16 protein-coding genes and 1 riboswitch are annotated in these 17325 nt (G+C 72.4%); of the genes, 5 read left to right on the top strand and 11 right to left on the bottom strand.

Annotated features, from left to right (window positions below; genetic code table 11):
• Positions 1-2: 2 nt before the first annotated feature.
• The 4 genes from groL to thrC all read right to left on the bottom strand — a co-directional run bounded on the left by groL (position 3) and on the right by thrC (position 4142).
• A complete protein-coding gene (gene groL, locus R2E43_RS16915) occupies positions 3-1628 on the bottom strand; it encodes a chaperonin GroEL (RefSeq protein WP_003974678.1) in 1626 nt (541 codons plus the stop codon).
• Between the two features lie 327 nt (positions 1629-1955).
• Entirely contained in the window at positions 1956-2159 is a 204-nt protein-coding gene (locus R2E43_RS16920; protein ID WP_004929928.1) for a cold-shock protein, read from the bottom strand.
• 418 nt (positions 2160-2577) lie between these two features.
• A complete protein-coding gene (locus R2E43_RS16925) occupies positions 2578-2853 on the bottom strand; it encodes a MoaD/ThiS family protein (RefSeq protein ID WP_003974680.1) in 276 nt (91 codons plus the stop codon).
• Complete coding sequence (gene thrC / locus R2E43_RS16930) at positions 2850-4142, bottom strand: threonine synthase (protein WP_161270150.1); 1293 nt, start codon at positions 4140-4142, stop codon at positions 2850-2852. The genes R2E43_RS16925 and thrC overlap by 4 nt, the downstream gene beginning before the upstream one ends.
• A gap of 17 nt (positions 4143-4159) precedes the next feature.
• Positions 4160-4307, bottom strand: a riboswitch (SAM riboswitch).
• A gap of 152 nt (positions 4308-4459) precedes the next feature.
• On the opposite strand from thrC, the gene R2E43_RS16935 reads away from it, so the two are divergent.
• A complete protein-coding gene (locus R2E43_RS16935; protein ID WP_332056327.1) occupies positions 4460-5404 on the top strand; it encodes a glucosyl-3-phosphoglycerate synthase in 945 nt (314 codons plus the stop codon).
• Positions 5405-5427: 23 nt separating this feature from the next.
• Here the strand turns inward: R2E43_RS16935 and R2E43_RS16940 are convergent, their stop codons facing one another.
• The gene (locus tag R2E43_RS16940) at positions 5428-6129 is read right to left on the bottom strand and encodes a hypothetical protein (RefSeq protein ID WP_332056328.1); all 702 of its coding nucleotides are present in this window, start codon (positions 6127-6129) and stop codon (positions 5428-5430) included.
• Positions 6130-6275: 146 nt separating this feature from the next.
• Between R2E43_RS16940 and R2E43_RS16945 the strand changes: the two genes are divergently transcribed.
• Positions 6276-7664 (top strand): alpha,alpha-trehalose-phosphate synthase (UDP-forming), encoded by a 1389-nt coding sequence (locus tag R2E43_RS16945; RefSeq protein WP_038534557.1) that lies wholly within the window; start codon positions 6276-6278, stop codon positions 7662-7664.
• Positions 7665-7670: 6 nt separating this feature from the next.
• Here R2E43_RS16945 and R2E43_RS16950 read toward each other — a convergent pair whose 3' ends face one another.
• The 4 genes from R2E43_RS16950 to R2E43_RS16965 form a co-directional block, all read right to left on the bottom strand.
• Positions 7671-8153, bottom strand: a complete 483-nt coding sequence (locus R2E43_RS16950) for a hypothetical protein (protein WP_093456651.1) — start codon at positions 8151-8153, stop codon at positions 7671-7673.
• 139 nt (positions 8154-8292) lie between these two features.
• The gene (otsB, locus tag R2E43_RS16955; protein ID WP_011029558.1) at positions 8293-9165 is read right to left on the bottom strand and encodes a trehalose-phosphatase; all 873 of its coding nucleotides are present in this window, start codon (positions 9163-9165) and stop codon (positions 8293-8295) included.
• 372 nt (positions 9166-9537) lie between these two features.
• Entirely contained in the window at positions 9538-9771 is a 234-nt protein-coding gene (locus R2E43_RS16960; RefSeq protein ID WP_030867104.1) for a DUF3263 domain-containing protein, read from the bottom strand.
• Positions 9772-9807: 36 nt separating this feature from the next.
• Entirely contained in the window at positions 9808-11073 is a 1266-nt protein-coding gene (locus tag R2E43_RS16965; protein WP_136207383.1) for an extracellular solute-binding protein, read from the bottom strand.
• 108 nt (positions 11074-11181) lie between these two features.
• Between R2E43_RS16965 and R2E43_RS16970 the strand changes: the two genes are divergently transcribed.
• The 3 genes from R2E43_RS16970 to R2E43_RS16980 all read left to right on the top strand — a co-directional run bounded on the left by R2E43_RS16970 (position 11182) and on the right by R2E43_RS16980 (position 14374).
• A complete protein-coding gene (locus R2E43_RS16970) occupies positions 11182-12174 on the top strand; it encodes an ROK family protein (protein WP_078653174.1) in 993 nt (330 codons plus the stop codon).
• Positions 12174-13319 carry an N-acetylglucosamine-6-phosphate deacetylase gene (gene nagA / locus R2E43_RS16975; RefSeq protein WP_003974690.1) on the top strand — a complete coding sequence of 382 codons (1146 nt, stop codon included), beginning with the start codon at positions 12174-12176 and terminating at the stop codon, positions 13317-13319. The genes R2E43_RS16970 and nagA overlap by 1 nt, the downstream gene beginning before the upstream one ends.
• Positions 13320-13441: 122 nt before the next feature.
• The gene (locus R2E43_RS16980; RefSeq protein WP_332057121.1) at positions 13442-14374 is read left to right on the top strand and encodes a 1-phosphofructokinase family hexose kinase; all 933 of its coding nucleotides are present in this window, start codon (positions 13442-13444) and stop codon (positions 14372-14374) included.
• Positions 14375-14424: 50 nt separating this feature from the next.
• Here R2E43_RS16980 and R2E43_RS16985 read toward each other — a convergent pair whose 3' ends face one another.
• Both R2E43_RS16985 and cdgB read right to left on the bottom strand, forming a co-directional pair.
• A complete protein-coding gene (locus R2E43_RS16985) occupies positions 14425-15399 on the bottom strand; it encodes a CBM35 domain-containing protein (protein WP_003974693.1) in 975 nt (324 codons plus the stop codon).
• Between the two features lie 120 nt (positions 15400-15519).
• Positions 15520-17181, bottom strand: coding sequence for a diguanylate cyclase CdgB (cdgB, locus tag R2E43_RS16990; protein WP_016326851.1), 1662 nt, complete (start codon positions 17179-17181; stop codon positions 15520-15522).
• Positions 17182-17325: the final 144 nt, after the last annotated feature.

The following is a 17325-nucleotide window of genomic DNA, read 5'->3' on the forward strand; positions in this document are numbered from 1 at the left end:
GATCAGAAGTCCATGTCACCGCCCGGCATGCCGCCCGGGGCGCCCGCCGGAGCGGCCTTCTCGGGCTTGTCGGCGATGACGGCCTCGGTGGTGAGGAACAGCGCGGCGATGGAGGCGGCGTTCTGCAGGGCAGAGCGGGTCACCTTCGCCGGGTCGATGATGCCTTCGGCGATCATGTCGACGTACTCACCGGTGGCGGCGTTCAGGCCGTGGCCGACGGTCAGGTTGCGGACCTTCTCCACGACGACGCCGCCCTCGAGACCGCCGTTGACGGCGATCTGCTTCAGCGGGGCCTCCAGGGCGAGCTTCACGGCGTTGGCGCCGGTCGCCTCGTCACCCGTCAGCTCCAGCTTCTCGAAGACCTGGGAGGCCTGGAGCAGGGCCACGCCACCACCGGCGACGATGCCCTCCTCGACGGCCGCCTTCGCGTTGCGAACGGCGTCCTCGATGCGGTGCTTGCGCTCCTTGAGCTCGACCTCGGTGGCGGCACCGGCCTTGATGACGGCCACGCCGCCGGCCAGCTTCGCCAGGCGCTCCTGGAGCTTCTCGCGGTCGTAGTCCGAGTCGCTGTTCTCGATCTCGGCGCGGATCTGGTTGACGCGGCCCTGAACCTGGTCGGCCGAACCGGCGCCGTCCACGATCGTGGTCTCGTCCTTGGTGATGACGACCTTGCGCGCGCTGCCCAGCAGGTCCAGCGTGGCGTTCTCGAGCTTGAGGCCGACCTCCTCGGAGATGACCTCGCCGCCCGTGAGGATGGCGATGTCGCCGAGCATGGCCTTGCGGCGGTCGCCGAAGCCCGGAGCCTTGACGGCGACGGACTTGAAGGTGCCGCGGATCTTGTTGACGACCAGGGTCGACAGGGCCTCGCCCTCGACGTCCTCGGCGATGATCAGCAGCGGCTTGCCCGACTGCATGACCTTCTCCAGGAGCGGCAGCAGGTCCTTGACGTTGCCGATCTTGGAGTTGGCGATCAGGATGTACGGGTCGTCGAGCGACGCCTCCATACGCTCCATGTCGGTGGCGAAGTACGCCGAGATGTAGCCCTTGTCGAAGCGCATACCCTCGGTGAGCTCCAGCTCCAGACCGAAGGTCTGGGACTCCTCGACGGTGATGACGCCTTCCTTGCCGACCTTGTCCATGGCCTCGGCGATGAGCTCGCCGATCTGGGTGTCGGCGGCGGAGATCGAGGCCGTGGAGGCGATCTGCTCCTTGGTCTCGACGTCCTTGGCCTGCTCGAGCAGGGCGGCGGAGACGGCCTCGACGGCCTTCTCGATACCGCGCTTCAGGGCCATCGGGTTGGCGCCGGCCGCGACGTTGCGCAGGCCTTCCTTGACCAGGGCCTGGGCGAGAACGGTCGCGGTGGTCGTACCGTCACCGGCGACGTCGTCCGTCTTCTTGGCGACTTCCTTGACCAGCTCGGCGCCGATCTTCTCGTACGGGTCCTCGAGCTCGATCTCCTTGGCGATGGAGACACCATCGTTGGTGATCGTGGGGGCGCCCCACTTCTTCTCGAGGACGACGTTGCGGCCCTTGGGGCCGAGCGTCACCTTGACGGCGTCCGCGAGCTGGTTCATGCCGCGCTCGAGGCCGCGCCGCGCCTCCTCGTCGAACGCGATGATCTTGGCCATGTGAAGTGGTCCCTCCAGGACTGGGGGTGATTCCTTCGGACCGCGCCCGCGCCCGCGACGGACGGCTCGCCGGCCTTGTGGTTCCTTCCCCACCCGGCCTGCGGGCCTCACCGACCCGGTCCTTCGTTGTCACTCTCACCTTCAGAGTGCTAACGCCAATGATTAGCACTCGGCATGGTCGAGTGCAAGCGCCTCTCGGGGATCGGGCCGTCCGGTCAGCCACCCGCGAACAGCGGGACGACGGGCGTCCGGGCAGGCCGAAGGGCCCGTACCCCTGGAGGTACGGGCCCTTCGGATGAAGACCGGGTGCTGCGGTGGCCGCGCGTCTCAGGCGCTGAGGCGAACCATGTCGGCCTGCGGGCCCTTCTGACCCTGCGAGATCTCGAACTCGACCCGCTGGCCTTCTTCGAGGGTGCGGTAGCCGTCCATCTGAATCGCGCTGTAGTGGACGAAAACATCCGCACCACCGTCGACCGCGATGAAGCCGTACCCCTTCTCCGCGTTGAACCACTTGACGGTGCCCTGAGCCATGCCTAACTCCCCTATTACTGGCCCTTGCACAGATCCGCACTTCGCGGACCCGGGTCAGACCTCGCCCCCTCACGACTGGGGGCGTGCGCCGGAACGCGTCGACCGCGGCTGAATGTATCTGTCCAACTGCCGTCTGCAACAGGTCAATCGGACGAGAAATCTGGACGCGCCCGGTCCGGAATGTGGCGAGAATTCGCCTGAATTCGGGTCAAGTCGGGTCACGCAAAGGGAACAAAAGCCGCGAAATACGCTCGCACTTTGGCTGCTTCTTGTCGGGCGGGCGGCAGGAATTAACGGTTCCCGTTGTGTTGATCGGGAGCGCGTTCCCCAACTCTACCGCGCTCAACCACATGGAATTGCCCCCTCCGTTTCTCTCACGGAGAGGGCAATACGCACTACCAGGTGTATCCGCGGCGAATCAGCCGCCGGCGACCGCCGGGATGATCGAGACGCCCGCGCCGTCCGGGGTGGCCGTCTGAAGGCCCTGCTCGAAGCGGACGTCGTCGTCGTTGACGTACACGTTGACGAAGCGGCGCAGCTTGCCCTGGTCGTCCAGGACGCGGGCGGCGATGCCGGTGTGGTTCTTCTCCAGGTCGGAGATGACCTCCCCGAGGTTGGCCCCGTCGGCGCTCACCTCGGCCTTGCCGCCGGTGTAGGTGCGCAGGATGGTCGGGATGCGAACGGTCACGCTCATGCGAGGCCAGCCTCTCGGAAGGAGTCCAGGTTCGGGCGGATGGTGGCGGTGAGACCGGTGCCGGCCACCGCGTCGAGGGTCTTCAGGCCGTCGCCGGTGTTCAGGACGACGGTGGTGAGCGAGGGGTCGAGGACGCCGTTCTCGATCAGCTTCCTGGTGACGCCGACCGTCACGCCGCCCGCCGTCTCCGCGAAGATGCCCTCGGTACGGGCGAGCAGCTTGATCGCGTCCACGACCTGCTCGTCGGTCACGTCCTCCACGGCGCCGCCGGTGCGGCGGGCGATGTCGAGGACGTAGGGGCCGTCGGCGGGGTTGCCGATGGCCAGCGACTTGGCGATGGTGTTCGGCTTCTGCGGGCGGACCACGTCGTGCCCGGCCTTGTACGCCGTGGAGACCGGCGAGCAGCCCTCGGCCTGCGCGCCGAAGATCTTGTACGGCCGGTCCTCGACCAGACCCAGCTCGATCAGCTCCTTGAGCCCTTTGTCGATCTTCGTCAGCTGGGAGCCGGAGGCGATCGGCACGACGATCTGGTCGGGCAGCCGCCAGCCGAGCTGCTCGCAGATCTCGTAGGCGAGGGTCTTGGAACCCTCGGCGTAGTACGGCCGCAGGTTGACGTTGACGAAGCCCCAGCCCTCGCCGGCCGGGTCGCCGATCAGCTCGGAGCAGAAGCGGTTCACGTCGTCGTAGTTGCCCTCGATGCCGACCAGCTCACCGCCGTAGACGGCGGCCATGACGACCTTGCCCTGCTCCAGGTCGTGCGGGATGAACACGCAGGAGCGGAAGCCGGCCCGGGCGGCGGCGGCGCCGACGGCACCGGCGAGGTTGCCGGTGGAGGAGCAGGACAGGGTGGTGAAGCCGAAGGCGCGGGCGGCCTCGATGGCCTGGGCGACGACGCGGTCCTTGAAGGAGTGCGTGGGGTTGCCGGAGTCGTCCTTGACGTACAGGCCGCCGGTGACGCCCAGCTCGCGGGCGAGGTTGTCGGCCTGGACGAGCTTGGTCCAGCCGGGGTTGATGTTCGGCTTGGTCGCGACGTCGGCCGGGACGGGCAGCAGGGGGGCGTAGCGCCAGATGTTCGCGGGGCCGGCTTCGATCCGCTTGCGCAGCTCTTCGGCGTCGTAGTCCGAGAAGTCGTAGGCGATCTCGAGGGGGCCGAAACACTCTTCGCAGGCGAAGACCGGTCCGAGCGGGACCCGGTGGCCGCACTCCCGGCAGCTCAGCGCGGTGGCGGGGCCGAGGTCGACGGCGGCGTCGGTGGGGTTCGTGGAGGTTTCGGCAGTCTGCACAGCCATGGAGGCGAGGCCCTTTCTCCTCATCTTCCTCACGACGCATCTCGCCGTGAGACGGATTTGGCACCTTCCCTAGCCGGGAGCCTCGCCACGTCCGTGTGACAAGAACCGACTGGAGGGTTGCCGGGGCTTCATCGGGCCGTATCCCTCTGCCCCTCTGGATGAGCGGTATGAAGTTGTTTCGCGGTGGTGCACGCGGCGACCCCGGCATGCGATGGTCCCGCGCGTTGTTCAAGACTGTAACCGAAGGCCAGGACGGTTGAGATAGTCGTCCGTACCGCGAGATGGATCACAAAGGATCACGAAGGAGACCACGGGACGTGCTGGAAGAAGTCGAGCGCTGGCTGGACGCACGCTCCTGGCCGGCCGCGGACCGGCCGGTCCAGCACCTTCTGTCCGCCAAGCACGCCACCGGGCAGTCGGTCAGCGTGGTGCTGCCCGCGCTGGACGAGGAGGCGACGGTCGGCGACATCGTCTCGGTGATCCGGCGGGAGCTGGTGCTCGGGGTCCCGCTCGTCGACGAGATCGTGGTCGTGGACTCCGGGTCGAGCGACCGCACGTCCGAGGTGGCCGCGGCGGCCGGCGCGCGCGTCGTCCACCGGGACGCGATCCTGCCCCGCATCCCCGCCGTGCCCGGCAAGGGCGAGGTGCTGTGGCGTTCGCTGCTGGTCACCGGCGGGGACATCGTCTGCTTCGTCGACGCGGACCTGCGCCAGTTCTCCGCCGACTTCGTCTCCGGGATCGTGGGCCCGCTGCTGACCGATCCGGACGTGCACCTCGTCAAGGCCATGTACGACCGCCCGCTGGCCGGGGCGGCCGGGCAGGGCGGCCGGGTCACGGAGCTGATGGCCCGCCCGCTGCTCAACATGCACTGGCCGCAGCTGGCCGGCTTCGTCCAGCCGCTGGGCGGGGAGTACGCGGCCCGCCGCTCGCTGCTGGAACGGCTCCCCTTCCCGGTCGGCTACGGCGTCGAGCTGGGCATGCTGGTCGACGCCCTGCACCTGGTGGGCCTGGACGCGCTCGCGCAGGTCGACGTCGGCGTCCGCGTCCACCGCCACCAGGACGGGCGGGCGCTGGGCCGGATGGCCGCGGCGATCTACCGCACCGCCCAGCTCCGGCTGGCCCGCGGCCACCTGGTGCGCCCGGCCCTCACCCAGTTCGAGCGGGGCGTCGACGGCTTCGAGCCGCGCACCTACGCCGTGGACACCGAGGAACGGCCGCCGATGACGGAGATCGCCGAGTACGCGGCCCGGAAGGTGGCCTAGGCCCCGGAAACGGCGCACGGGGCTCAGCCGGGGACGCCGTCCGACCAGCGCCACCTGCCGCCGGAGTCCGGCTCACAGGTCAGGTACTCGCCGCCGCGGCCGTGGGTGCTCAGGCCCCGGTGCTTCTTGGCGCAGAACTGGCCGTCGGCGTAGCAGTTGCCCGCGGGGCTCATCAGCTCGCAGGCGCCGGTACCGCCGCCCCCGGTGCCGCCGCTGGTTCCGTCGGTGCCGCTGTCCCGGGTCTTCGACGGCTCGGGGGCCGGCTCCGGCGTGTGCAGCAGGCGCCCGGCGCAGTCGCGGCCGTCGCGGGGGACGGTGAAGGTCACGGCGCCGGAGCCGCCGCTCTGCTCGCAGATCTTCTCGCCGCTGCCCCAGGAGGAGGCCCGCTGCCCGCTGCCCTGGAGGCGCACGGTGTAGCCGACGTGCGCCTTCTCGGCGGCGCTGACGGCCGCCCCGATGCTGCCGCCGGTGAGGTCCGGCAGCGTGACGGCGGTGGGGGTGGGAGTCGGAGTCGGGGTCTCGGTGCTGGGGGACGCCTCGGGAGTGGGGCTGCCGCTCGGCGTGGCCGTGCCGGTGGCGGAGGCGGTGGCCCTCGCGGGGGCCTCGTCCGCGGTGGTGCTCGCGTCGCCGTCCCCGCAGCCGGCCAGGGCCAGCGCGGAGGCCGCGATCAGTGCCGCCGTGCCCGCGAGTCTGCTCGTGCGCCGGTGCCGTGTGCGTATGGGCATGGTGCGCCCACCCCCCAGAAAGTTGAAATGTGCACCGCATATCCTCAACCCGTTCACACTTCCCGCACAAGCTCCGTGACCGAATCGCCGTCGGGGTGACACGGGGACACGTTTGAGGTGCGAGGGGCCGGGCTAGGTTGAGGCGTATGGCTTCAAGCTTCGGTGCTGCTCAGGTGCTGGTCGCCTCCAACCGGGGGCCGGTCTCGTACGAGGTGCGGGAGGACGGGTCACTGCACGCCAAACGGGGCGGTGGCGGGCTCGTGTCGGGACTGTCGGCCATCGGGCCCGACGCGGGGGCGCTGTGGGTGTGCTCGGCGCTGTCCGACGGGGACCGCGAGGCGGTGCGGCGCGGGGTCGGCGAGGACGGCGTACGGATGCTGGACGTGCCGGCCGACGTGCACGCGGACGCGTACAACGGGATCGCCAACTCGGTGCTGTGGTTCGTGCACCACATGCTCTACCAGACGCCCCTGGAACCGGTCTTCGACGCGGAGTTCCGGCGGCAGTGGGCCTCCTACGAGGCGTACAACCGGGCCTTCGCCGAGGCGCTGGCCGAGGAGGCGGCCGAGGGCGCGGTCGCGATCGTGCAGGACTACCACCTGACGCTGGTGCCCGGGATGCTGCGCGAGCTGCGTCCGGATCTGCGCATCGGCCACTTCTCGCACACGCCCTGGGCCCCGCTCGACTACTTCCGGCTGCTGCCGGACGACATCGCCGAGCAGGTGCTGCGCGGGATGCTGGGCGCCGACCGGCTCGGCTTCCTCACCCGGCGCTGGGCCGACGCGTTCACCGCCTGCTGCGACGCCGTGGTGGGCGGGCTCGGCGGCACGGAGATCGGCGTGCACGGGCTCGGCGCCGACGGGGACTTCCTGCGGAAGCGCTCGCACGAGGCCGACGTCGAGGAGCGGATGGCGGAGCTGCGGGAGCAGATCGGGGAGGGCCGCCGCACCATCGTGCGGGTGGACCGCACCGAGCTGTCCAAGAACATCGTGCGCGGTCTGCTGGCCTACCGGGAGCTGCTGGCCGGGCGGCCGGAGTGGCGCGAGCGGGTCGTGCACGTCGCGTTCGCCTACCCCTCGCGGCAGGACCTCGCCGTGTACCGGGAGTACACGGCCGAGGTGGAGCGGGTCGCGAACGCGGTCAACGAGGAGTTCGGCACGCCGGGGTGGACGCCGGTCGTGCTGAATCTCAAGGACGACTTCGCGCGGTCGCTGGCGGCGTACCGGCTGGCGGACGTGGCGCTCGTCAACCCCGTCCGGGACGGGATGAACCTGGTCGCGAAGGAGGTGCCGGTCGTCTCCGACGCGGGGTGCGCGCTGGTGCTGTCGCGGGAGGCGGGCGCGTACGAGGAGCTGGGCGAGGACGCGGTGGTGGTCAACCCGTACGACGTGGTGGGCACGGCGGACGCGCTGCACGCGGCGCTCGGCCTGCCGGCGGGGGACCGGGCCGAGCGCTCGAAGCGGCTGGCGGCCGCCGGCACCGCGCTGCCCCCGGCCCGGTGGTTCCTGGAGCAGCTGGAGGCGCTGCGGGGCTGACGCGGGCTACTTGTCCTGGACCGGCGGGCAGGTGCCGGTCTCCTCGCCGATGGAGTTGATCTCGGCGTTCGGCCGCGGGTCACCGGCGTAGTTCACCTGGTCCGTGCACGTGGCCCCGTCTTCCTTCGGGGTGCCGGAGGACGGGGTGCCCGGCTGCGGCTCGGGGCAGGTGCCGGTGTCCGCGCCGATGGAGTTGATCTCGGCGTTCGACCGCGGGTCACCGGCGTAGTCCAGCCGGTCCGTGCACTTCTCCCCCGCCCCCTGGTCCGGCTTCGACTCCGCCGGGGGCTGCGAGGACGCGCCGCCGGTGGCGGTCCCGTCGTCCGCGGTGGGGGGCTGTGCGGTGCTCGTCGCGGTCGCGGTCGCGGCGGGGGCGGCGCCGTCGTCGGTACCGCCGTTCCCGCCGTCGCCGCCGGCGCCGCAGGCGGTCAGTGCCAGGCCGAGGGCCACGGCGGCGAGGGCGAGCATCGGGGTCTTCCGAGCGGACATGGCGGGTTCCTCCACGGTCGTGGGCCTCACTGAGCAGGCTTTACGCCGTGCAAGACAGCGGGGGCGGCGGACCGGGTTGCCCCGTCCCCGGTGTCCGGACACGCCTGTGACAGGCGGGGGAACCGTCCGTGACGTTGTCTCAGGCCAGCCGGTGCGCGAGGGCCGCCAGCAGGGCCACCACTCCGGCGGGGCCGGGCACCTCGACGTCCGCGCGCTTCCTCAGTTCCGTCACCTCGTCGCTGCCGCTGCAGACCAGCAGCCCCGGAGTGCCCTCGGTGCGCAGGACGTCGACGGCCGCGTAGGCCGGGAGGTCCCCGAGGTCGTCGCCGGCGAAGAGGACGGAGGCGGCGTCGAGGGAGTGGACGTACGACCGCAGCGCCGCGCCCTTGTCCATGCCGGGTGGGCGCAGTTCCAGGACCATGCGGCCCGGCTCGACGATCAGGCCGTGCCGGGAGGCCAGGCCGGTGAGCGGGGCGCGCAGGGCGTCGAAGGCGGCCTGCGGGTCGGGGGCGCGGCGGGTGTGGACGGCGACCGCGTGGCCCTTGTCCTCCGTCCAGGTGCCCCGCGCCGCCGGACCGGACCGCTCCAGCAGGGCCGGCAGCTCGGCGCGGACGGCGGCGACGCCGGGGTGCGGTTCCGGCGTGGTCAGGGTGCCGGTGGCGGCGTCCCAGCGCTCGGCACCGTAGTGGCCGAGGACCACGAGGCGGTCGAGGCCGGGGACGTCCGCGAAGCCGCCGTGGTGGACGGCGACCTCGGCGGGGCGCCCGGTGATCACCGCGATCGAGGCGACCTTCGGGGCCAGGGCCGCGAGCGCCGGCACGGCGTCCGGGTGGGCACGGGCCCGGTCGGGGTCGGGCACGATCGGGGCGAGCGTGCCGTCGAAGTCAAGCGCGACCACCGCGCGGCCGGGGTCGGCGAGGAGGGCGTCGAGCCCTTCGCGTCCGGCCGCCGTCGCGGGCGTCGGCAGGGGCTGTGGGGAGTCGTCTCGGGTGGAGTCCTGGTGGCTGCCCATACCGCGAACCTATCCCCCCGGGGCCGGACTCACGCGTCGCCCGCGGGCCCCACCCCGCCGACCGGCGTGCCCGCGCCGCCGGGTCCGTCGTCCGGGGCGGCCCCTCCCGGGCCGGAGCCCCCGGCCCACCCGGGCACGGTGACGCGTCCGGTGCGGCGACGCCGCCGGGGCGGGCGGTCCCGGCGCTTCGCGCGGACCGGAATGCGGGACCCCGCCGACCGGCTCCCGGCGTGCCCGCGTCGCCGGGTTTGTCGCCCCGGGACGGCCCCTCCCGGGCCGGAGCCCCCGGCCCACCCGGGCACGGTGACGCGTCCGGTGCGGGGACCACGCCGGGGCGGGCGGTCGCGGCGATTCGCGCGGGCCGGGGCGGTCTCAGCGCTCAGTGCGGCGCGACTGCCGTACGCGGCGCAGGCGGTTGACCGTCACCGGGTCGGCCGCCAGGGCGCGGGGGTCGTCGAGGAGGGCGTTGAGGAGCTGGTAGTAGCGGACGGGGGCCAGGCCCAGCTCCTCGCGGATGGCGCGCTCCTTGGCGCCGGGGCCGGTGAAGCCCCGGCGTTCCAGCGCGAGGATGCTCCGCTCCCGCTCGGCCAGCTCTCCCGGTTCCATGTACGGCACCGTAACGCCCACCGCCGACAGCGGCCGCTACTCCGCGCTGCCCGCCTTCATCGCCGTCGCCTGGATCTGGCCGAGGACCTCCTTGGGGCTGGCGCCCGTGGCGACCGCCTGGCCGATGCGCTTCTTGACGTCCGCGCTGACCGAGGCCCAGGAGGTCTTGCCGACCGGGTACAGCTCGGAGAGCAGCAGCTCGTCCAGGAACGGCTTGAGGTTCTCGTCCTCCGGCGCGGTGCTCATGGTCCGGGAGGCGGAGGTGGTCACCGGCAGCAGGTCGTACTCGCGGGAGAAGTCGAGGACGTTCTCCTCGCTGTAGACGAAGTCGAGGAAGTCGCCGATCTCGTCCCGGTGGCCGTTCTTCTTGAAGGCCGTCATCCAGTCGGAGACCCCGAGGGTGTTCTTGCTCTCGCCGTCGATGCCGGGGGTGGTCACCATGCCGTACTTCACGCCCTTGTCGGACGCCATCTTCATCAGCGAGGGGTGCCCGTTGAGCATGCCCACGTCGCCGGCCGCGAAGGCGGCGAAGGCGTCGGCGCGGTTGAGCTTGCCGGGGGCGACGGGGCCGGTGAGGCCCTTGCCGACCAGCTCGTCCCGCAGCCAGGTGAAGGTGGTGACGTTCTGCGGGGAGTCGACGGAATAGGTGCCGACGTCGTCGGTGTAGCCGCCCTCGCCGCTGAGCATCCACTGCATCGTCTCGGCCTGCGCCTCCTCGGCGCCCAGCGGCAGGGCGTACGGGTACTTCACGCCCTTCTCCTCAAGCGCCTCGGCGGCCTCGGCGAGGTCGTCCCAGGACTTGGGCGGCTGGACCCCGGCCTTGTCGAAGAGGGTCTTGTTGTAGAAGAGCACGCGGGTGGAGGCGGCGAAGGGCAGGCCGTACTGCACGCCGTTGACCTGGCCGGCGGCGGCCAGCTGGGAGACGAAGTCGGCCTGGACCGGGATGGAGAGCACGTCGTCGGCCCGGTAGAGCAGTTCCTTGTCCGCGTAGTCGGAGTAGGCGCCGATCTGCGCCATGTCGGGCGCCTCGCCCGCCTCGACCATCTCGCGGACCTTGCGGTCGACGTCGTTCCAGGAGTAGACGGTGACGTCGACCTGCACGTCGGGGTTCTTGGCCTCGTAGGACTCGACCAGCTCGTCCCAGTACTTCCGGGAGCTGTTGTCCTTGCTGTCGCCGTAGTCGGCGGCGACGAGCTTCAGGGTCACCCCGTCGGAGTCGCCGGTGAGACCGCAGCCGCCGAGGACCGCCGTCATGCCCAGTGCGGACACCACCGCGATCGTTCCTGTCCTACGCCGCTGCACCCTGTTCCCCAACCCTGACTGCTCGTTCGCGCGTTCGCTTACCGGATTAAGGTCTACACCACCGCAGTGGACTAGACCTCTCCCGGGTGTACGGGCCACACTGTCCCCGTGAGACATGTCATCGCCCTCGATGTGGGCGGCACCGGGATGAAGGCCGCCCTGGCGGGGCCTGGGGGCGAGCTGCTGCACCAGGCGCGCCGGGCGACCGGCCGCGAGCGGGGACCCGAGGCGGTCGTCGCGGGCATCCTGGACTTCGCCGCCGAGCTGCGCGCCTACGGCGCGGACCGGTTCGGCGAGCCGGCCCGCGCCGCCGGCGTCGCCGTCCCCGGCATCGTCGACGCCGAGCGCGGCGTCGCCGTGTACGCGGCCAACCTCGGCTGGCGCGACGTGCCGCTGCGGACGCTGCTCGGCGAACGGCTCGGCTCCATTCCGGTCGCCCTCGGCCACGACGTGCGCACCGGCGGTCTCGCCGAGGGCCGGATCGGGGCCGGCCGGGGCGCCGACCGGTTCCTGTTCGTGCCGCTGGGCACCGGGATCGCGGGCGCCATCGGCATCGACGGCCGGGTCGAGGCGGGCGCCCACGGCTTCGCGGGCGAGATCGGCCACGTCGTCGTGCGCCCCGGCGGCATCGCCTGTCCGTGCGGTCAGCGCGGCTGCCTGGAGCGCTTCGCCTCCGCGTCCGCGGTCAGCCAGGCGTGGGCCCAGGCCTGCGGCGACCCCGGGGCGGACGCGGCCGACTGCGCCAAGGCCGTCGAGTCGGGGGACGCCCGCGCGCTCGCCGTGTGGCAGGACGCCGTGGACGCGCTCGCCGACGGGCTGGTCACCGCGCTCACCCTGCTGGACCCACGCGTGCTGATCATCGGTGGCGGCCTCGCCGAGGCGGGGGAAACCTTGTTCACACCGCTGCGGGACGCGGTCCGGCGGCGCGTCACCTTCCAGAAACTGCCGGAGATCGTCCCCGCCGCACTCGGGGACACCGCCGGTTGCCTGGGTGCCGGGCTGATGGCCTGGGACCTGCTCGACACCGCTGCTCCGTCTGCTCCGTCTTCCACAGCTTCCACGGCCGCCACGGCCGCGACTCCCCCGGAGGTAACCACCTGATGGCCCCAAGCAAGGTTCTCGCCGGTGCCCGGGTGGTACTGCCCACCGGGACCGTGGACGACGGCCGCGTGATCGTCGACGGCGCGCGGATCGCGGACACGGCTCCCCCGCAGGCCGAGACCGTCGACCTGGCGGGCCACTGGGTGGTCCCCGGCTTCGTCGACATCCACAACCACGGCGGCGGCGGAGCCTCCTTCGCCGGCGGCACCGCCGAGGAGATCCTGGCCGGCGTCGAGACCCACCGCCGGCACGGCACCACCACGGTGGTCGCCTCCGCCGTCACCGGCGATCTGGACTTCCTGGCCCGGCACGCCGGGATGCTCGCCGAGCTGGCGCAGCAGGGCGACATCGTTGGCATCCACTTCGAGGGGCCGTTCATCTCGCCGTGCCGCAAGGGCGCGCACGACGAGCAGCTGCTGCGCGACCCGGACCCGGCCGAGGTGCGCAAGCTGGTCGACGCGGCGCACGGGCACGCGAAGATGATGACGCTGGCGACCGAGCTGCCGGGCGGCCTGGACTCCGTACGGCTGCTGGTCGAGCACGGCGTGATCGCGGCCGTCGGGCACACCGACGCGACGTACGAGCAGACCGTGCAGGCCATCGACGCGGGCGCCACCGTCGCCACGCACCTCTTCAACGCGATGCCGCCGGTCGGTCACCGTGCGCCGGGTCCGATCACGGCGCTCCTCGAGGACGAGCGGATCACCGTCGAGCTGATCAACGACGGCACGCACCTGCATCCGGCCGCGCTCCAGCTGGCCTTCCACCACGCGGGTGCCGACCGGGTCGCCTTCATCACCGACGCGATGGACGCGGCGGGCTTCGGCGACGGCCACTACCTGCTCGGCCCGCTGGAGGTCGAGGTCGCGGACGGCGTGGCCCGGCTGGTGGAGGGCGGCTCGATCGCGGGCTCCACGCTCACCCTGGACCGCGCCTTCAAGCGGGCGGTGACGGTGGACCGGCTGCCCGTCGGGGACGTCGTCGCCGCGATCTCCGCCAACCCGGCGCGGCTCCTCGGTCTCGACGACCGGATCGGCTCGCTGGAGCCCGGCAAGGACGCCGACCTGGTCGTCCTGGACGACGCCTTCGACCTGGTGGGCGTGATGCGCCGGGGCGAATGGGTGGTCGATCCCCACCTGGGCTGATCCGGCCGAGTCCGCTCCGGGGCCGGGGGCTGGGCCGACCGCCTCCCGTTTGGCATGATCGTGTCGTGGAGCACGGCTCCGCGGGCACACCCAGCCGCAGACGATCGGGGGAGGTCGGCACGGTGATCCTCACCGTCACTCTCAACACCGCGCTCGACATCACCTACCGCGTGCCGGCCTTGAGGCCGCACGCCTCGCACCGGGTGACCGAGGTGACCGAGCGGCCCGGCGGCAAGGGGCTGAACGTGGCCCGCGTGCTGGCGGCCCTCGGCCACGACGTCACGGTCACCGGCTTCGCGGGCGGCACCACCGGGGGCGTCGTGCGCGAGGGGCTGACCTGCGTCCCCGGGGTGACCGACGCACTGGTCCCGGTCGCGGGGGCGACGCGGCGCACCATCGCCGTGGTCGACGAGCGCACCGGCGACACCACCCAGCTCAACGAGCCGGGCCCGGCCGTGGCGCCCGCCGAGTGGAACGCCTTCCAGGAGGCGTACGAGGACCTGCTGGCCGGCGTGGCCGCGGTGGCGCTGTGCGGCAGCCTGCCGCCGGGCGTCCCGGTGGGCGCCTACGCCGGGCTGGTGCGGGTCGCGCGGGCCGCGGGCGTACCGGTGCTCCTGGACACCAGCGGGGAGCCGCTGCGCCGGGGGCTGGCCGCCCGCCCGGACCTGATCAAGCCGAACGCCGACGAACTGGCCGAGCTGACCGGCTCGCACGAGCCGCAGCGGGCCGCGCAGGCCGCCCGGCGCCGCGGTGCCCGCTCGGTCATCGCCTCGCTCGGCCCCGAGGGGCTGCTCGCGGTGACCCCGGAGGGCCGCTGGCGTGCCGCCCCGCCGGCCCACGTGCGCGGCAACCCGACCGGAGCGGGCGACTCCGCGGTCGCCGGCCTGCTCTCCGGCCTGGTGGAGCACCTGCCCTGGCCGGACCGGCTGGCCCGGGCGGTCGCCCTGTCGGCGGCGACGGTGCTGGCGCCGGTGGCGGGCGAGTTCGACCGGACGGCGTACGAGGAGCTGCTCGGGCACGGCGTCGCGGTGACGGCGGAGGCGGGCGCGGCCTGAGTGCGGGCACCCGGGTGCGGGCCCCGGGTGCGGTTACGCGGGCCGACCGGTCACTCGGACGAGAGCGAGAGCTTGTCGAGGACGAGGTCGCACTTGTTGCCGTCGTTGCACGCCAGCTCGATCGTGTTGGTGCCCTTGGCCAGGTTCACGTTGGCCCAGGTGGTCTGCCAGCCCTTTTCCCAGTCGCCCTCGGGCGTGCCGCCGAAGTTCTTCATGTTCAGCGGGCGAGCGGAGGCCTTGCCGTTGATGACCAGGGTCGCGTCGGCGTCCTTGCCCGGGATGCCGTAGCGCACGTTCAGCCGGTAGCCGCCGGCCTTCTCGATGCCGTCGACGGTCCAGGTGACCTTCGCGCCGACCTGGTTGAAGCCCGTGACGTAGACGCCGCCGTCGGACTCCGCGCCCTCGAAGTCGGAGGCGGTCCCCATGCCGGGCGACAGCCGCAGGGCCTTCGCGTCGGTCGTGGGCAGCTCCACCTCGTCCTCGGCGCCCTCGCTCGCCGACGGGCTGGGCTCGGTGCTCGCGGACTGGCTGGGGGCCGGGTCGCCGCCCGCCTCGTTGCCGCCCTTGTCGTCGTCGGAGCCGCTGCTCGTCATGGCCACGGCGATGCCGATGACCACGGCGGCGACGACCGCCACCGCGCCGATCAGCAGGCCCTTGGTGTTCGGGCCGCGGCGTCCGCCGCCCCCGCCGCGCCCCGACGACTGCTGCGGGCCCCCGGGACCGCCGCCGCCGGGGAAGGTCTCCGGCGCGGCGTAGTGCGCGTTCGGCTGCCCGTACGCACCCTGCGGCTGGCCGTAGGCGCCCTGCTGGGGCGGGGCGGCCTGGCCGTAGGCGGCGGTCTGGGCGCCCTGGCCCTGCGGTGCCCCGTACTGCCGTGTGCCGACGGGACGCACCCGGTTGACGGAGTTCGGGTAGCCGTAGCCACCGGACGGCGGCTGGGCCCCGTTGGCCTGCCCGTCGGCGTAGAGGTAGCCGAAGGGGTCGTCGTCCTCGGGCGTGCTCGCGCCGTTGTTGCCGGGCGTCATCCCTAGGTCTCCTAACCAGATGCGTGCGTGGTGCGGTACGGGTGGGTGAGAAAGCGAGCCTACCCGCTTCCACTGACCCAAACGGGTGACTCGGACCGCATCAACGTGCTGACCTGGTGATCATCCGGCGCGGCGGTGCTGTTTGGGACGAGATCGTTTCTCGACGTACATCCGTTCGTCGGCGGACTTGAGCACCTCGTCCGCCGTCATGCCGCAGTGGGCCCAGCCGATGCCGAAGCTGGCGCCCACGCGGACGGCCCGGCCCTCGGCCCGGATCGGCTGGATGATCTCGCCCCGCAGCCGTACGGCGAGGTCCTGGGCGTCGGCCCGGCCGAGCCCGTTGGCGAGGATCACGAACTCGTCGCCGCCGAGCCGGGCCACGGTGTCGCCGTCGCGGACGCCGCCGCTGAGCCGCCGGGCGACCTCGATGAGGACGGCGTCGCCCGCGTTGTGCCCGAACCGGTCGTTGATCGACTTGAAGCCGTCCAGGTCGCAGAAGAGGACCGCGAGCCCCTTGGTGCCGTCGTCGCGCCCGTCCTCGGGGGCCACGGCGTGCACGTGGTGGTCGAAGGCGCCGTACGGCTCGGCGGCGACGGAGAAGTCGAAGGTGTGGCCGCCGGAGTCGAACACGGCGGAGTTCCCGTAGGCGGCGTCCATGGCGTCGGCCACCGCGTGCGACGACTGCGGGCGCTGGCAGAGCCGGGCGGCCAGCCGGGAGCGCAGCTCGGCGCTGTTCGGCAGGCCGGTCAGGGAGTCGTGGGAGGCGCGGTGGGCGAGGTGCAGCTCGCGCCGCTTGCGCTCCTCTATGTCCTCGACGTGGGTGAGCAGGAAGCGCGGTCCGTCGGCGGCGTCGGCGACGACGCTGTTGCGCAGCGAGACCCAGACGTAGGTGCCGTCGCGGCGGCCCAGGCGCAGCTCGGCCCGGCCGCCCTCGGCGGAGGTGCGCAGCAGGGTGCCGATGTCCTCGGGGTGCACGAGGTCGGAGAAGGCGTAGCGGCGCATCGAGGAGGCCCGGCGGCCCAGCAGCCGGCACAGGGCGTCGTTGGTGCGCAGGATGCGGCCGTGCTGGTCGCCGCCCATCTCGGCGATGGCCATGCCGGAGGGGGCGTACTCGAAGGCCTGCCGGAAGCTCTCCTCGCTGGCCCTGAGCGCCTGCTGGTCGCGCTCCAGGCGGACCAGGGCGCGCTGCATGTTGGAGCGGAGCCGGGCGTTGCTGATCGCGATGGCGGCCTGGAACGCGTACATCTGCAAAGCCTCGCGGCCCCAGGCGCCGGGACGGCGGCCGTTGCGCGGCCGGTCCACGGACAGGACGCCGATCAGCTCGCCGCTGTTGCCGCCGCCCTGGGGGCCCGGCGCGTACATCGGGGCGAAGAGCCGGTCCGAGGGGTGCCACTCGTCCTCGAAGCGGGGCGCGGGCCCGTCGGTGTACCACTGCGGGACGTCGTCGTCGTCGAGGACCCAGCCCTCGGTGTGGGGTATGAAGATCAGGTCGCCCCACTGCTCGCCCATGCCCAGGCGCCGGTCCCAGGACTCCCGGGAGCCCGAACGGCCGGTGATGAGCGCCTCGGCGGCCGGGTTGCCCGCGAAGGCGGCGACGACGAGGTCGCCGTCGGGGCCGACCAGGTTGACGCACGCCAGCTCGTAGTTGAGGGCCTGGACGACGCCGTCCGCGACGGCCTGCAGGGTGTCGGCCAGGCTGCGGGCCTTGTTCATGTCGGCCATGGCCTGGTGCAGCTGACGCAGGGACGCAAGGCGGACATAGGGCTCCGAGTCGGTCTCCATGCTCGCCCTCCCCCCGAGACCTCGCAGTGAATCAAGGGTTCTCTTCGGCGCCTTTACTGATGGTGCCCTTGCAGGTTCCCCGCCACTGAATCACAGCGCGCTGCCCACTCGGTACACAGGGTCAACAATTACCGCCCCTTGTGA

The sequence above is a fragment of the Streptomyces violaceoruber genome, from assembly GCF_033406955.1.
Lineage (GTDB): Bacteria > Actinomycetota > Actinomycetes > Streptomycetales > Streptomycetaceae > Streptomyces > Streptomyces violaceoruber.

What these genes read in the sequence shown, in the direction of transcription:
- groL (WP_003974678.1), bottom strand. Translation starts at nt 1,628, where the DNA reads ATGGCCAAGATCATCGCGTTCGACGAGGAGGCGCGGCGCGGCCTCGAG.
- R2E43_RS16920 (WP_004929928.1), bottom strand. Translation starts at nt 2,159, where the DNA reads ATGGCTCAGGGCACCGTCAAGTGGTTCAACGCGGAGAAGGGGTACGGC.
- R2E43_RS16925 (WP_003974680.1), bottom strand. Translation starts at nt 2,853, where the DNA reads ATGAGCGTGACCGTTCGCATCCCGACCATCCTGCGCACCTACACCGGC.
- thrC (WP_161270150.1), bottom strand. Translation starts at nt 4,142, where the DNA reads ATGGCTGTGCAGACTGCCGAAACCTCCACGAACCCCACCGACGCCGCC.
- R2E43_RS16940 (WP_332056328.1), bottom strand. Translation starts at nt 6,129, where the DNA reads ATGCCCATACGCACACGGCACCGGCGCACGAGCAGACTCGCGGGCACG.
- R2E43_RS16945 (WP_038534557.1), top strand. Translation starts at nt 6,276, where the DNA reads ATGGCTTCAAGCTTCGGTGCTGCTCAGGTGCTGGTCGCCTCCAACCGG.
- R2E43_RS16950 (WP_093456651.1), bottom strand. Translation starts at nt 8,153, where the DNA reads ATGTCCGCTCGGAAGACCCCGATGCTCGCCCTCGCCGCCGTGGCCCTC.
- otsB (WP_011029558.1), bottom strand. Translation starts at nt 9,165, where the DNA reads ATGGGCAGCCACCAGGACTCCACCCGAGACGACTCCCCACAGCCCCTG.
- R2E43_RS16960 (WP_030867104.1), bottom strand. Translation starts at nt 9,771, where the DNA reads ATGGAACCGGGAGAGCTGGCCGAGCGGGAGCGGAGCATCCTCGCGCTG.
- nagA (WP_003974690.1), top strand. Translation starts at nt 12,174, where the DNA reads ATGGCCCCAAGCAAGGTTCTCGCCGGTGCCCGGGTGGTACTGCCCACC.
- R2E43_RS16985 (WP_003974693.1), bottom strand. Translation starts at nt 15,399, where the DNA reads ATGACGCCCGGCAACAACGGCGCGAGCACGCCCGAGGACGACGACCCC.
- cdgB (WP_016326851.1), bottom strand. Translation starts at nt 17,181, where the DNA reads ATGGAGACCGACTCGGAGCCCTATGTCCGCCTTGCGTCCCTGCGTCAG.